Source organism: Methanomethylovorans sp. (assembly GCF_050177135.1).
In the GTDB taxonomy this organism is placed as follows: Archaea; Halobacteriota; Methanosarcinia; order Methanosarcinales; family Methanosarcinaceae; genus Methanomethylovorans.
This window is the reverse complement of the sequence record NZ_JBFXHJ010000041.1, coordinates 1-15,536: the sequence shown is the minus strand read 5'-3', so window position 1 is coordinate 15,536 and position 15,536 is coordinate 1. Positions and strand designations below refer to the sequence as shown.

At 44.0% G+C, this 15,536-nt stretch carries 12 protein-coding genes and 3 tRNA genes; 5 read left to right on the top strand and 10 right to left on the bottom strand.

Going from position 1 to position 15,536, the window contains the following annotated elements:
- Nucleotides 1–336: 336 nt before the first annotated feature.
- The 4 genes from AB7U21_RS05185 to AB7U21_RS05170 form a co-directional block, all read right to left on the bottom strand.
- A tRNA-Gly gene (locus tag AB7U21_RS05185) sits at nt 337–408 on the bottom strand.
- An 8-nt stretch (nt 409–416) separates the two neighbouring features.
- A tRNA-Phe gene (locus AB7U21_RS05180) sits at nt 417–493 on the bottom strand.
- Nucleotides 494–563: 70 nt separating this feature from the next.
- Nucleotides 564–637: transfer RNA gene (locus AB7U21_RS05175), tRNA-Val, on the bottom strand.
- A 341-nt stretch (nt 638–978) separates the two neighbouring features.
- Nucleotides 979–1,419, bottom strand: coding sequence for a hypothetical protein (locus AB7U21_RS05170; protein ID WP_428387480.1), 441 nt, complete (start codon nt 1,417–1,419; stop codon nt 979–981).
- A gap of 152 nt (nt 1,420–1,571) precedes the next feature.
- Here AB7U21_RS05170 and lonB point away from each other — a divergent pair, with 152 nt between their 5' ends.
- The 4 genes from lonB (at nt 1,572) to AB7U21_RS05150 (ending at nt 8,920) form a co-directional block, all read left to right on the top strand.
- Nucleotides 1,572–3,470: an ATP-dependent protease LonB gene (lonB, locus tag AB7U21_RS05165; RefSeq protein WP_333786502.1), complete on the top strand. Its 1,899-nt coding sequence runs from the start codon at nt 1,572–1,574 to the stop codon at nt 3,468–3,470.
- A gap of 27 nt (nt 3,471–3,497) precedes the next feature.
- A complete protein-coding gene (locus AB7U21_RS05160; protein WP_333786514.1) occupies nt 3,498–4,829 on the top strand; it encodes a TldD/PmbA family protein in 1,332 nt (443 codons plus the stop codon).
- Complete coding sequence (locus tag AB7U21_RS05155) at nt 4,830–6,140, top strand: TldD/PmbA family protein (protein WP_333786501.1); 1,311 nt, start codon at nt 4,830–4,832, stop codon at nt 6,138–6,140. It abuts the gene before it with no gap.
- 143 nt (nt 6,141–6,283) lie between these two features.
- Nucleotides 6,284–8,920 (top strand): PAS domain S-box protein, encoded by a 2,637-nt coding sequence (locus AB7U21_RS05150; RefSeq protein ID WP_333786500.1) that lies wholly within the window; start codon nt 6,284–6,286, stop codon nt 8,918–8,920.
- Here the strand turns inward: AB7U21_RS05150 and AB7U21_RS05145 are convergent.
- Entirely contained in the window at nt 8,892–10,145 is a 1,254-nt protein-coding gene (locus AB7U21_RS05145) for an MFS transporter (RefSeq protein WP_428387476.1), read from the bottom strand. The two genes, AB7U21_RS05150 and AB7U21_RS05145, sit on opposite strands and share 29 nt — an antisense overlap.
- 49 nt (nt 10,146–10,194) lie before the next feature.
- Here AB7U21_RS05145 and AB7U21_RS05140 point away from each other — a divergent pair, with 49 nt between their 5' ends.
- The gene (locus AB7U21_RS05140; protein WP_333786498.1) at nt 10,195–11,229 is read left to right on the top strand and encodes a radical SAM protein; all 1,035 of its coding nucleotides are present in this window, start codon (nt 10,195–10,197) and stop codon (nt 11,227–11,229) included.
- 2 nt (nt 11,230–11,231) lie between these two features.
- On the opposite strand, the gene AB7U21_RS05135 is transcribed toward AB7U21_RS05140, so the two are convergent.
- The 5 genes from AB7U21_RS05135 to AB7U21_RS05115 all read right to left on the bottom strand — a co-directional run.
- Nucleotides 11,232–11,591, bottom strand: a complete 360-nt coding sequence (locus AB7U21_RS05135; RefSeq protein ID WP_333786497.1) for a copper-binding protein — start codon at nt 11,589–11,591, stop codon at nt 11,232–11,234.
- A 74-nt stretch (nt 11,592–11,665) separates the two neighbouring features.
- A complete protein-coding gene (locus tag AB7U21_RS05130; RefSeq protein ID WP_333786496.1) occupies nt 11,666–13,351 on the bottom strand; it encodes an ATP-dependent DNA ligase in 1,686 nt (561 codons plus the stop codon).
- A 14-nt stretch (nt 13,352–13,365) separates the two neighbouring features.
- A complete protein-coding gene (locus AB7U21_RS05125) occupies nt 13,366–14,361 on the bottom strand; it encodes a homoserine dehydrogenase (protein ID WP_333786495.1) in 996 nt (331 codons plus the stop codon).
- 9 nt (nt 14,362–14,370) lie between these two features.
- Nucleotides 14,371–14,877 carry an amino acid-binding protein gene (locus tag AB7U21_RS05120; RefSeq protein WP_292350970.1) on the bottom strand — a complete coding sequence of 169 codons (507 nt, stop codon included), beginning with the start codon at nt 14,875–14,877 and terminating at the stop codon, nt 14,371–14,373.
- Between the two features lie 60 nt (nt 14,878–14,937).
- Nucleotides 14,938–15,536: DUF7343 domain-containing protein (locus AB7U21_RS05115; protein WP_428387473.1), on the bottom strand; the 599-nt coding region annotated here is incomplete at its 5' end.

Genomic DNA, 15,536 nt, shown 5'->3' with positions numbered 1-15,536 from the left:
GTCACGGGTGTATGCATGATACTTGCTTGTATCTAAGATCAAATAGAAAACTGAATTCCTTAAAATCAATGACATCACAGACTTTAGTAATAAAAGGGAAAGGTGCTATAAATGTCGTTTGAAGTACTCAGGATCCTAAAAGTTAATCATGTACAGTGCTTAGAGATTATCATGAGCTTGTTGAAAAAAGAACGAGGGTCACTGTTGTATCACCTGAAAAACCTTGCTGGTACTGCTGGAGTAACAGAGAATGTAAAACCACAGTCTAATTAAAGTTAGAACTACACGCTTATAGCATAGACGCACTCTGTTTAAAAAAGTGTATGAAAAAAAGAATACATCAGCCGGGATTCGAACCCGGGTTCTAGCGTTGGCAACGCCAGGTGATAACCGCTACACTACTGATGTGCATTGTTTGGTGCCCAGACCCGGATTTGAACCGGGGACAACTGCCTCTTCAGGGCAGCGCTCTCCCAGACTGAGCTACCTGGGCTTTATGGGGAGCAACATAGCACCTTAATGCTGTTTTCCAATTTAAACTTAACTGTTTTTTGTTTTGCTGATGGGCCCGCTGAGAGTCGAACTCAGGACCTCCGCCATGTCAAGGCGACGTCATAACCAACTAGACCACGAGCCCTTATCGGCACCACCCATACATTGTCATAGCAGATAAACCTTTTGTTCCATAAAATCAAAAAAGGCTATCTACCTGTTCAAAGTGTATTTCTTATATATAGTTCACCTGGTTTATCCTCATGAGATAGTAAAAACTTGAGTTGACCTGAAAAATACATTGCTCTGCACATTTAGTTTTGCAACTTTCTTATCTATTTAATTATGGCAGAGAGTGTGACTCACTGGCATCTCCGGCAACCTGGGAAGAAAAACATTACCATTATTCAGTAGCTGCTGCGATGATAGCAGGAACTGGATACAGGGTTTGCTTAGAGAAAGAGATGATACTTAAAAGTGAGGAGTTTAATAGAATATATTCGATGTTTCCTTTGCATTAGATTTCTGCTTGCTTGCACCACTTGGATAGACCATGGTGAGCACGTCAACACTTGAACCCAGATCTCTGGAATCATGCAAGTAATATCCATCGCTTAAATGTGAAACATTGTCGATCCTGAGAATCGCATAGTCCTTGCCTATCTCTGAGACCGTTATTTCGTCGAAGTCATAGAACATCTTCCTTATATCCCCTTCTAGATTATGGCTACCCATCAATAATGTGTAAGCCTGTACAAATGCATCGAGCTCAAATGAAAGAGTAACAGTGGCATCAGTTCCACTGAATCTCATTGTCATTTGCTTGTAATGTATATATTGAGGATTGTCGGTCGCGGCGGTTGCCGGTAATGAAACAAGGATCATTACAAACATGAAAGCAATAAGTATATGAATAATGGATTTCATTTTCTAAACGCTTTCTGCATATCCGCCTTAATATTCATATAGTTTTGCAATATAAAGTGATACATTTATTTTATATGTGCACCATATATGCAGAATCAATAAAAAAAAGGAATAGTCAGGTTGACAACAGAAATCATAACTGTGAGCAAATCATGGATACAGAGATGACTACTATTGATCAAAACGAACTTTATGATCTCGATTTCAACACTACGAACTCCATAGATGTCCCTAAACTGTTGATCGATCAGATCATCGGACAGGAGCATGCTGTGGAAGTGGTCAGGAAAGCAGCAAGCCAGCGCCGACACGTAATGATGATAGGGACTCCAGGTACTGGTAAGTCTTTGTTGGCAAAGGCTATGGCAGAACTTTTACCCAAAGAAGAGCTGCAGGATATTCTTGCTTACCCGAATCTTGAGGATCAGAATAATCCAAAGATGAGGACTGTACCTGCTGGCAAGGGTAGAGAAATAGTCATGGCCCATAAACTGGAAGCACAGAAAAAAGCCCAATCCCGGAACATGCTGATGATGATACTGGTCTTCGGTATTATCATATATTCTTTCTATGTGGACCAACTGTTGTGGGGGATCATAGCAGCTATTATGATACTCCTGCTTACACGTCAGTTGCTTCCAAAAGAAGAGATGATGATACCCAAGCTTATTGTAAATAATTACAACAAAGAGCATGCTCCTTATATCGATGCAACTGGTACGCATGCAGGTGCACTCCTTGGTGATGTGCGCCACGATCCCTTCCAGTCAGGAGGACTTGAAACTCCTGCACATGACAGGGTTGAGAGCGGCGATATACACAAATCACACAAGGGCGTTCTGTTCATCGATGAGATAAATACCCTCAGCCTTGAGTCACAACAGAGCATGCTTACGGCTCTTCAGGAAAAAGAATATGCCATCACAGGACAATCAGAACGCAGTTCCGGTGCCCTTGTAAAGACAGAGCCCGTGCCATGTGATTTTATCATGGTGGCTGCAGGTAATCTCGATGCAGTGGAAAAAATGCATCCTGCCCTCAGATCAAGGATCAAAGGATATGGCTATGAGATTTTCATGCGTGACTCCATGGAAGACACTCTCGAGAACCGCAGGAACCTGGTGCGTTTCGTGGCTCAGGAAGTAATGCGTGATGGACATATACCTCCTTTTGACCGGTCTGCGGTCAATGAGGTGATCAGGGAGGCCAGGCGCAGAGCCGGGCGAAAGGGTCATTTGACCCTGAAGCTAAGGGACCTTGGAGGTCTTGTTAGAGTAGCCGGGGATATTGCTCATGCTGAGAACGCACCAGTGACCACCGATAAACATGTGCTTGCTGCAAAGAAGATGGCCCGCTCCATAGAACAACAACTGGCAGATAGTTATCTTGAAAGACGTAAAGATTATCAGCTGTTCCAGAAGAATGGTTTAGCTGTGGGAAGGGTCAACGGTCTCGCCGTAATGGGGGGAGACTCAGGCATAGTATTGCCTATCATGGCCGAAGTGACGCCAGCTCAATCAAGTTCAGAAGGACGTGTGGTTGCTACCGGTATGCTAAAGGATATCGCGAAAGAAGCTGTCCAAAATGTATCTGCTGTGATAAAGAACATCACCGGAAAGGATACCGCAAATCATGATATCCACATTCAGTTCATAGGGACCTATGAAGGTGTGGAAGGTGACAGTGCATCCATATCCATAGCTACAGCTGTAATCTCTGCACTTGAGAACATACCCGTGGACCAGTCTGTGGCAATGACCGGTTCTCTCTCTGTGAGGGGAGATGTATTGCCTATCGGTGGTGCTACCTACAAGATAGAAGCTGCAGCCCTGGCAGGCATAAAGAAAGTAATAATCCCCAAATCCAATGAGGATGACGTGCTTATAGAAGAAGCCTATAAGGGCAAGATCGAGATTGTGCCGGTAACGAACATTATAGAAGTTATGGAGCACAGTCTTGTGGGAGTCGATAAAAAGAGAATAGTGGAGAAGCTTTCGAAACTGACAAACCTTAAGCTCAATCTCGATATTCCTGAAGTGGTTCCCACATGAGAGGATATTGGTTTTAATATGACCCACATGAAAAATGTTGACTTTTACGACGTAAGAGTGGTGGATGCCACTACTACGTCCATTATTATTGATAATGGGAATGTTGAAGAGATATCTGTGAACTATACAAGGGGCGGCGGTATACGTGCTCTGTGCGGAGGTTCATGGGGCTTTACTTCAGCTGATGGTTATTTCAATGAGAAGAAAGCACTTAATGCTGCCTCTGAGCTTGCTGTAAGCATGAATTCCCGAAATCCCAAAGAAAAAGTGGAACTCACCCCAGTAGGGAAACCAACATTGAAAGACCTTCCCCGCATAAAGATAGATCCACGGGATATATCCATTGAAGAAAAAGTTGAACTGCTCAAGGAAATGAGCAAACGGGCAAAACTTGAGGGGATCAGCAGCACAAGTGCCGTCTATTCTGAATCCGAAGTCAAGGTATGTTATAACAACATTGACGGTCTGGATTGTGAGTACGAACTTATAAGGTCCGGATTTGCGGTCAGTGCAGTAGCCTCAGAGAATGGCATCTACCAGGCAGGAAGGGAAAGCAAGTTCGGTGTCAAAGGGTATGAAATATTCGATGAAAATAATGCTCTTGAGCTTGCAACAAGTGCATCTAACGAGGCACTTCAGCTCATACATGCCAAGCCTGCAAAGGGAGGGAACATGCCTGTGATACTTGATCAGGAGCTGGCGGGAGTGTTCGTACATGAAGCTGTAGGACATGCATCAGAAGCCGATCTGGTGCTTGAGGGAAGTTCCATTCTTGATAATATGGTTGGAAAACAGATAGCTTCACCCCTTATCACTATAGTGGATGACCCTACACTTCATGAATATGGCTACTTCCCATTTGATGATGAAGGGGCACAATCACAAAGAACGACTATCATAAAAAATGGCGTACTGAACTCTTACCTGCATTCCAGAGAAACTTCAGCAAAGCTTGGAGGTGACCCTGGGCACAGCAGGTGTCAGGGATATTCCATGCCCATAGTCCGCATGAGCAATACATATCTTGATAATGGCAACTCCACCTTTGAAGAAATGCTTGAGGAAATAGGTGACGGAATGTATCTTATTGGCTCCAGAGGCGGACAGGTCAACACTGGTGAAGGTATATTCCAGTTCAATGCAGAAAAGGCATATCTCATAGAAAGAGGTGAGATCACTACCCTCATGAGAGATGTATCTCTATCCGGAAAGACACTTGAGATCCTCAATAATGTGACCCATGTGGGCAGTGATCTGAAAATGAACTCCGGAAGATGTGGAAAAGGTGGACAGCTGGTACCTGTGAGCGACGGATCACCTCACATTTGTATCTCGAAGGCCGTTGTCGGGGGTACCTGAATGTATGATACTGCAAGAAAAGCCCTAAGTGCTGCTCTGAAAGCGGGTGCTGATGAGGCTGAGGTCTATCTGGTCAAAAGCGAAGTGACCAGTATAGATATCCGTAAAGGTCTGATCGAAGGTTCTAAGGAGAACATAAATCAGGGAATGGGAATTCGTGCAGTGGTTAACGGTGCTGTTGGGTTCGCAAGCACCAATATCGACACGAAGATGGAAGAAGCTGCAAGGACCGCAGTTTCCTCGGCCAGGATCAGAGGCAGGGATCCGGCATGGAGGTCTTTCCCCACTGATGGAAAATATCCTGAGATCAAAGGTACGTTCGATCCCCGTATCAAAGATATGGAACTTGACGAATGTATAGAGTTGTCCACAAATATGCTGGAGGGAGCATCATCCTTGCCAGATGTGCTAGTAACGGCAGGATCCTTTTCACGTGTGGCAAGCCGACGCTTGATATTAAATAGTAATGGAATAGAGGTAGAGGATAGAGGAACTGCAATAAGTGGATTCGTAGATGTTATAACAGGTCAGGAAGAACCAACAACTGCCTATGAGTACGATATGTCCAGAGAAATGGACATTGATTTCTTCAATTTGGGAAAAGCTGCTTCTGAACTTGCATCCATGTCAAGACAGGGCATTTCCATTGAACCGCATCGTACAGAGATCATTCTGCATCCTTTTGCAGTCGCGGATCTTCTGACAGGTATTTTTTCCTCTGCCATTGATGCAGATAATGTCCAGAAAGGCCGGTCCAGTCTCATCGGCCGTAAAGGTGAAATGATAGCCAGCGAGAAACTGTCCATAATTGACGATGGACTACTTGAGGGAGGCCTTGAGACAGCCATGGCGGATGATGAAGGCGTTCCTTCCCAGACAAACCCTATTATAGAAAAAGGCGTTTTTAGGTCCTATCTCTATGACAACTATACAGCAGGTAAGGAAGGTATAAGCAGTACAGGCAATGCTTCCAGGCATTCCTATTCCTCCCCTCCTTCTGTAGGGATCCGCAATTTTATAATAGGATATGAAAAGAGCAATGTGATCGAAGATACAGATAAGGGGATCTATATTAATACTGTTATAGGAGCACATACTGCTAATTACATTTCAGGTGATTTCTCTGTAGAAGCAAGGAATGCCTTCACCATTGAGAAAGGAGAGCTTGCAAGACCTATCAAATCGCTTATGTTATCAGGAAATGTTTTCGATATCCTTAAGAATATAAACGGTGCAGGCAGGGATCTGAGGCAAGTGGGGGGAACAGTTACACCCTCACTTCGGATAACTGATATGAGTGTTGTTGGCTGACCCTCATCATTTTCAAAAGCAGTTCCATTATTTCCTTTTTTTCTGAAAGACTTACTGTTGTGTGGATCTGACGGTCATAAGAATAACATAGAAAACCTGCACCAGGTTAAAATATTATTCTTTCCTTTGCTCATCAAGGAATAATGCGATTCGATAGCATGGATTTGGTCCCAATGGATTTTCGTGTAGTTGTAGATAATTCCTGTGATCTGGTAAGTGTGCTTGATGGGCAAATGAAATGTCTGTACGTTAATCAGGCAATGGAAAAAGCCACTGGGATGCAGGCACATGACCTTGTCGATAAGCCATTACAAGAAACAGGTATTCCGATACATGCCTGTGCTCTCCTTAAAAAGCAGATACAAAAAGCATTTCTTACAGGAAAGGATATTGAACACGAGATTCTGATGGAATTCCCTATTGGAAGTGGTCTTCGGAGCTGGTCATGGCGCCTGATCCCTGACAAAGGTTCTGATAGAAAGGTTTTATGCGTATTCTTAGTTGGCAGGGACATTACAGAAAAGAAGCTATCGATAAATGATCGTTCTCTTAATGCCAGCAGATCTTATGCTCTTTTTGAGAATTCTCTGGATATAATCTTCGAAACAGATAAAAAAAGTGCAATAACGTATATCAGCCACCACGTACGAAAATATGGCTTTAAGGAAGAAGAACTCATTTCCACCAACATTTTTGAGATTTTTGTTCCTGAAGACAAGGATCATGCATCCAGAGAATACCTTAAGCTTCAGAGGTATGGAGGAATGGCTGCTATAACCATACGGCTCAAAGATAAAAAGGGAAAGTTCTTCTGGTTCGAATGCAGATGTTCAAGGCAGGAAGATGCAAATGGTACCTTTCTGGGCATATCAGGTATCCTGAAAGATATTACAGAACACATGGAAAAAGAACAGGTTATCCGCATTCTTGAAGCTGTAAGTATTGCTGCAAGCAAATTCCTGCAGATCGGCTTATCTTCAGAGGATTTCAAGGAAATACTGGAACAACTTGGGAGGGCTACTAATGTCAGCAGGGTATACATTTTTCAGAATGAGACCGAAGGTGACAGTAATCTTCTAATGTCACACAAATACGAATGGGTTGCCAGAGGCATTGCCCCTCAGATAGACAATCCGTTTTTACAGAAGTTACCCTACCATTCCATGGCACCCCGCTGGGAGAAAATAATGAAAAGAGGGTATCATATAGAGGGCCTGATAAAAAATTTTCCTGATGAGGAGCGTGGATCACTGGGAGACCAAGGGATCATTTCCCTTGCCGCCGTGCCAATATATGTTGGCAAGGAATGGTGGGGGTTCATTGGTTTTGATGATTGTGAACGTGAGAGGGAATGGTCACTGGTGGAGATGGATGCTCTCTGGATAGCCGCCGATACCATAGGCGCTGCGATCTTAAAACAGCAAATAGAATCTGAGATCAGGAAAAGCCAAAAAAAACTGGAAACTATACTGGAAGCTGTCCAGGCCGGTGTAATAATAATTGATGCCGAATCCCACACTGTAGTTGATGCTAATCCAGTGGCTGTCCAGCTTATTGGAAGAGGGAAAGCAGAGATCATAGGTAAGATCTGTCACGAATTCATGTGTGTTGCAGAGAAAGGTAAATGTCCCCTCACAGATCTGAAACAGGTAATAGATTCTTCTGAAAGGGTTCTCGTTACAGCAAAAGATGAAAAACTTCCTATTCTCAAAAACGCAGTTTATATTGAACTGGATGGCAGACAGCGTATAGTGGAAAGCTTCCTTGATATCTCTCATATAAAAGAAGCTGAAAGGGCACTTATGGAAAGTGAAGAGAAGTTCAAGACACTCTTCATGAATGCTAATGATGCCATCTACATCTGTAATGATATGGGAGACAAGATCAAAGAGGTCAATCATATTGCTTCCGAGATGCTGGGATATAGCAGGGTCGAATTGCTGGGCATGTCCCCCCGGGATTTCAATGCATCGGAATATGCTGCATTGTTGCCTGAAAGGTTACAGGAACTCAAAAAGAAAGGAAAAGCAATATACGAGACTATCTACGTGAACAGTGCTGGTAAGCGCATTCCTGTGGAAATAAGCAGTAGGATCATAGATTATAAAAGTAAAAAAGCAATTCTGACCGTTGCAAGGGACATAAGCGAAAGAAAAATAGCAGAGGAAGCCTATAAGAAAGAAGTGCTGCTTAAGGAGATACATCACAGGGTCAAGAACAATCTCCAGGTGATCGCAAGCCTCTTAAGCCTGCAATCAAGAAAATTTCAGGACAGGGATGTCAGACTGGCCTTTGCAGAAAGCCAGAACAGGATACGTTCCATGGCTATAGCCCATGAAAAACTCTATATGTCAAAGAACCTGAAGAATATAGATGCTGCCGATTATATAAGAAACCTGGCGAACTACCTGCTGTACTCTTACAGAACAGGTACAGAAAAGGTAAACCTTGAGATCGATGTAGACGAGATATATCTGGACATAGATAAGATCATACCACTGGGCCTTATAGTAAACGAGCTTATTACAAATTCTCTTAAATATGCTTTTGACCCAGGTAAGGAAGGTTTGGTCAGTTTGTCCCTTAAGGGCTGTGACAGTTCACTTGTGCTTACTATCAGCGACAATGGGAATGGAATCCCTGAAAACGTGGATATATTCAGCACCACTTCTCTGGGGATGCAGCTGGTCACCACTCTTACAGAGCAGCTGAAAGGAAAATTGGAGATAGACAGGTGTGCAGGGACAACATTCATCCTGACCTTCGAGGATCTCGATTGATAGTGCCTGTGAGCCCAGGTTCTGTAACCATGTGCATAACTATTAACAGTGAAACGGCCATCATAGCCGCACAAACATAGAAAGGCATTGTAAAAGATACATAACCTCCAAGAAGGCCCCCTATCAAGGGTCCAAAAGCTGTACCCGCTGCCTGTGCGCTGGTAATGGAGCTCACCCGTGCACTCACCGACGCACCACCTGCAAGATCCACTGCAAGCGCCATGACCGGAGTTTCCACCGAGGCCATGCAAAGTCCCTGCAAGGCACGCAGCACAATGAGCTCCTCCACTCTGGTAATATAACCCAATCCAAGCACTACTGGAACATTAAGCAGTAAACCGTATAAAATCAGCCTTTTACGCCCGTACCTGTCCGATAGCATACCCATGGGGGTTTGCAGTATCACTCTGGATATGACATATGCGGACACTGCGATGCTTAGAGAAAGTTGCGAGGATTGCAGGCGGACCTCGTATTCAGGAAGAAAAGCGAATATGATCATGATCCCGACCATCATTATGAACATTGCAAAGGCGAGAGCATGAAACTGTAATGATCCACTATTGTTCAGAGATGTTATTTGTTTTTCATACCTGTCGTGTGTCTCGCCCACAAAGAACTGCACAAGTAGCAAACTTATCAACCCCAGAAAAGCGCATAAATAAAACCCTGCAGTAAACCCATAATATGTAGCTACTATGCCACCGACCATTGCACCTATGCCATAACCGAATCCCCTCATGCTTGAATATATGCCGATGGCTCTGCCTCTGGTACCGGATGTAGAGAAGTGGGTCACCATTGCTATAATAGCTGGTACTGCTGCACCTACCGTTATACCCTGTATAGCCCTCAGAAGCACTACGTATTCAAATACAGAAACATAAGAATAAAGCACTGAAGCCGCTATGAAGCCAGCAAGTCCGAATATGACAAAAGGCTTCCTTTTATCCAGCCTGTCTGACAACCTGCCTGAAATAGGCTGGGAAAATGCATTGAAAAGACCAAAGACCGTGGTGACAATGCCTGCTTTTACAACATCCGGGATCTCAGGAGCAAAGACACTATGGGTCTGCACTATATAAAGAGGTATTAGAAAAGCAAGTATACCCGTACCGAGGTCTTTGAAGAACTTAGAAATGGAAAGCATGTAAAGCTTGGGGTCAAGCCTCTGTGCAGCATGGTCGGTTTTTACCATAGAACGTTCTCTCCACCTGAATTTCATATCATATAGGACCACAAGTTATTCAATTCTTCCCGCACAAGGAAAGTATATGAAAGAACCTGTTTTCCTGCGCAGGTATCAGCAAGTAGAGAAGAACGAATTGCCTCCAAGATATAAGATATGCCGTTTGGTCCCGGTATCTTTTGAAAAGGCAGCTTCTCTGGAGGAACTGTGGGCCATGCATCGAGTAAAGATGCAGGATTATAGAAAACTTCTGGCATCGATCGATACTAATGGATATGACCCTAACCTCAGTATGCCAAGATCTTCTCTTCTTGACCTGAAGGTTGCGATCGTACAAAAGATGCTTGAGAATTGTCACTTCTGCGAACGCAGATGTGGTGTTAACAGGAAGGAAAACCAAAAGGGTCACTGCAGGGCAGGGGCTGTTTCAGGATATGCATCTGAGTTCCTGCATACAGGAGAGGAGCCCGAACTTGTGCCTTCGCACACAATATTCTTCACGGGTTGTGTTTTTTCATGTATCTACTGCCAGAACTGGGATATAGCTACCCATCCGGAAACAGGTAAGATCGCTGATCCTGTGGAACTCGCGAAATTGATAGAAAAGCGTCGCATGCAAGGATCAAGGAATGTGAACTTCGTCACTCCGACCCCACATCCGCATGCGGTACTAAGGATCATCAGCAATTTGTCAGTTAATGTGCCTGTGATCTGGAACTCTAACATGTATCATTCAAAGGAAGTGGGAGAACTACTTGAAGGTGTTGTTGACGTGTATCTTGCAGACATCAGATACGGCAACGACGAGTGTGCTGAAAAATATTCTAAAGTTAACAATTATATCAAAGTTGTTACTGAAAATCTGACCCGTGCATACTCAGATGCCGAGATACTCCTGCGCCATCTGGTCTTACCGGAACATGTGGATTGCTGTACGCGGCCTGCAGTTAAGTGGGTGAAAGAAAATATTCCCCATGTCCGTTTCAATCCGATGTTCCACTATACTCCTCACTATCTTGCTTACAGGTATCCTGAGATGAACAGGCATCTTAGAGCGCAGGAAATCGAAAGAGCTGTGGAGATAGTGCTCTCTTCTGGTCTTGAAGACGTACTGTTATAGTCTTATTCCACCACTATCATCCCGCTTTTTGTATACGGATGTGTAGCAAGATAGTAATTGTATGTTCTCCTTTCATGGAATGTATATGTGAAGGTCATGCCCTTGGTCAGCGTGGGAGACTGGAATGCACTGCTTTTAACAATGTATGCCACTGAATCGTTATTGGTCCACCTTACCGTATCTCCCCGGGAAATGGTCAGTGATTGAGGATGAAAAGCATAATCATCAATGTAGACCTCTATATATTTTATATCTCCAGCAGATGCATTACTGTCAGTATACTGTACTATCTCTTTATCCGTACAGCCTGAAAATGCCAGAAAAACTATCAGCAATATAATTACAAGCAACTTATTTTTCATACAGTGGCGAGTTATGGTCTAATAGGTATAATACCTTTTGAAGCAAAAAAGACACAATTGACCTTATAAACTTCTCATTTACGCTGGGTCCTGTACATGTCCTCAAGACGCTCCAGTGTGTCGGCTTCTTCCAGTGATTTATCATCCCTTACACGCACAAGCCGTGGGAAACGCAATGCATAACCGGATTCGTAGTTTGTGCTCTTCTGTATTTCTTCAAAAGCCACTTCAAAGAGTATGTGTGGTCTGATCTCAACGCTTGTTCCTGATTCTGAAATTATATGCTCCCTGAAAAGTTCTGTGAGTTCTGCCAGCTGTTCATCAGATATTCCTGTAGCCACTTTACCTACAGACAGGAATCTGCCTGTTTCAGGGTCATGGCAGGCCAATGCAAAAGAACCAAGGAAACTTGTCCTTCTGCCATAACCCCATTCAGCTCCTATTACCACAAGGTCAAGGGTTTCCATAACTGGCTTCTTTTTAAGCCAGTTCTTTCCTCGCTTGCCTGGTGAATATGGCGAGTCGGGGTTCTTTATCATGATCCCTTCATGGCCTGCCTGCAGTGCCTGTTCATACATGCAGTTTATCTGCAAGAGGTCTGACGTGATCAGCTGGTCATCCACGTGTACAAGATCACTGTTCCCTACAGAGGAAACCAGAAACTTCCGACGCTTTTGCAGTGGAAGCTCTATGAGGCTCTCACCATTGAGGTACATGATATCAAAGAGGTTAAGGGTAAGCGGAATATGGCGTACCTTATTCTGCACATCGTATTTACGTCTGAAACGTTTGAGGATCTCCTGGAAAGGTTTCGGTCTTCCATCTTCGTCAATGGCTACCGCCTCGCCGTCAAGTATGGCAGAGTCAGCCTTAACAGACCCCTTAACTGCAGATACGATGTCAGGAAGTGAGCCAGTAATGTTCTCAAGACGACGGGAATAGAGAGTAACAGTATCGCCTTTTTTATGTATCTGCACCCTTGCACCATCGAATTTCCATTCTGCTGCAACAACGCCCAATTCCCTTATGGCAGTTTCGATATCAGGTGTTACCTGGGCAAGCATCAGCTTTATAGGTCTGCCTACCTGCAGCCCCAGGTTCAAAAGAGCTTCGTTTCCTCCTTCTTTTGCAGTGACAGCCACAAGTCCCATGTCGTTTGTGAGCATGTAGCCTCTTTCGACAGATATCACAGGCACGTTAAAAGCCTTTGCAATAGCATCCCTGACAATGCCTTCCCCTACACCTATCCTCATATCCTCTATGGCAAGCCTGGCGATATAGCCAACCTCTTCAACGGATGCCGAGTTAAAAAGATATTGCAGATGCTTGATCTTGGATGTCTGGGACCCCTTGCCTGTTGCATGGGCTATATCCCTGAATCTTTCAAAGACCTCCATGATACTCAGTTCCGCAGGAGAGTCTAAAAAAGAAGAGAATGTGGCCTGTCCCTTGGATACTTTTCCCAGGGCTTTCACTGTAGTTTTACCGATGTCTCCTGTTTCCCTTACTATATCCTCTATTTCCTTGACAGACAAGCCCGATGATCTGGAAAGGGCATTGATAAGAATGCCTGTACCCAAGCCTACTTCTTCATCGGTCCATGCAGGAAAAACCTCGCCCATAACAAAATGAGTTACGATCGGCAACTCTTCACTGGTCACAAGAGAGAACAGCTCCGAAACAAGTCCTGTCATATCCAGAGATCCGGCTGTCTCTTCTATGATCTTGCATATCCTGCAGAACTCCCTGAAGCTTGTCATTGCGATCAGCTTGCTTAATCCTTATAGATGGAAACGATATCGCTCAGAATGGCACTTGCTGTCTCGATGGACCCGGCTCCTCTGCCAACAACTATGACAGGCCCGGCAAGATCTGTTTGCAGCGAAGCTACATTAAGGGTTCCTCCGACCGCCAGCGGATGGCCTATAGGTACGAGCCGTGGAGCCACCTGTATCCTGTTCTTACTGACCTCTCCAATGAGCTTTATAACATAACCGTCTGTCTCGGCAAGCATCAGAGCTTCGGGGGTGATACGAGAGATACCTGTTACATGCACATCTTTGTATGTGGTATTCATTCCAAAAATGGCATTTGCAAGGATCACAAGCTTGCATGCTGCGTCTATACCTTCTACATCATAGATGGGATCCTTTTCAGCTATACCCAGTTCCTGTGCCTCTGCAAGCATCAGCTCATAGGTTGCATGCTCTTCCATCATACGGGTAAGGATATAGTTGCAGGTACCATTGAATATGCCTTCTATGCTGATCACATCGTTACCTGCCAGTGTATCCCTTATAAGATTGAGCAAGGGCATTGCACCCCCTACGGTGGCCTCGAACCTGAAGGCACAACCTGATATAGATGCCAGTGCTGCAAGTTCCCTGTATTTTAAGGCAAGAGGACCTTTGTTGGATGTTACAACATGCCTCCCTTTATTGAAAGCAGTAAGCATGTTCTGCAAACCCACACCACCCGTGTCGATATTAGTAGGAGTTGTTTCTATGACCAGATCGTGTTCTATATCACGGATAATATCATGCCCTGTAATGTGTTCATCACCTACGATACCTTCTGATGCCTTGCGCTCAAGGACCATGGCAAGGTCCACACCTTCCTCATCAATTACAGCTGTCTTGGAATCTGCTACAGCCACAACTGCGATGTCAAGGCCTATGGAACTGAGTTCTTCTTTCTTACGGAGCAATACCCTTGCCACTCCCTGGCCAACAGAACCAAAACCAATGATAGAAGCCTTTATTCTCTTCATATTAAAACCTCACAGGATCTCGCTCTCAATGGGTTCTATCAACACAAGGTCTTTCTTATTTGCAATTGACCTGAGCAATGATATGGCATCCCTCAATTCTTTCTTTCCCACTGCATCAAGCTTGAAAGAGGCAGAGGATGATTTGTTTATGCTGGGCATAGAAAGGTGCAGTTCAACTACTTCTGCATATCCTGTTTTATCAATTGTATCGATCGTATCTTCCAGGTCCGTGTGTACTATATGACCGATAAGTACAACTGTCCCTCTTTCGAGATATTTTTCTTCGTTGACCCGGATGACTCCCACACCAAGCTCTTCCAACTTCTTTATAAGGGGAGATATGCTCAAGGACTCGGTCTCGAATACCACTTGTACAGGAATAGTGCCACGAGGAGTTCTTTTCTCATGATGATGTACCACAGAGACAAGGTTACCCTTGAACTCAGATATTGGTTTTAATGCATGCACCAGTTGTCCTGGGGCATCCTGTAATTCTATGTCCATAGAAACTCGCATGGTCGCCTCGTTTTCTTTGAAATGATGATATATAATTGAAAGCATAGGTACTTAACACAATTATATATTTTGGTGATCTTCCTGTTTAAGTACTATAATGTTCCCTCTGCCCTTTTTAAATTTCTCGATGATGCCCCTGTTCTCAAGATCAGAGACCATAAGGCTTACTTTGGCTTCTGAATAACTTAACTTGCTGCGAAGGTCTCTTTGAGTGATCCTTCCCGCATTAGCCTTTATTATGGCAACTACCTGTTGAAGGTCCTGAGGCAGCGATACCCCATCATCAGTTGTATTTTCTGAACCTGAGTATTCAGTTTCATATAAACTGGTTTCCAGATAGGCATTCTGAGAACTTTGTTTCTTTTTCAATACCAAAAATACAATGGCACCTGCAATGAGCAACGAGCCTGCCACTATTAAGAAAATATTGCTTTTAGAGCCATAATTATCCTGAAGTAGAGTATCTTCTTCTATCAGTGCCGGGATCTCAGGAAGGTCACTACCATTAAAATTGCTTTCAGGATAAGCTGGCAGAAGCAGCATATCCAGCAGATAGTCTCCCTCATCTGTAATATTGAGCATTTCTTCTCTGTATGAAACAAGTTCACCCTTCTCATAATAACTTGCTTTGAGGATGTAGATACCCATAGGCAGATCAA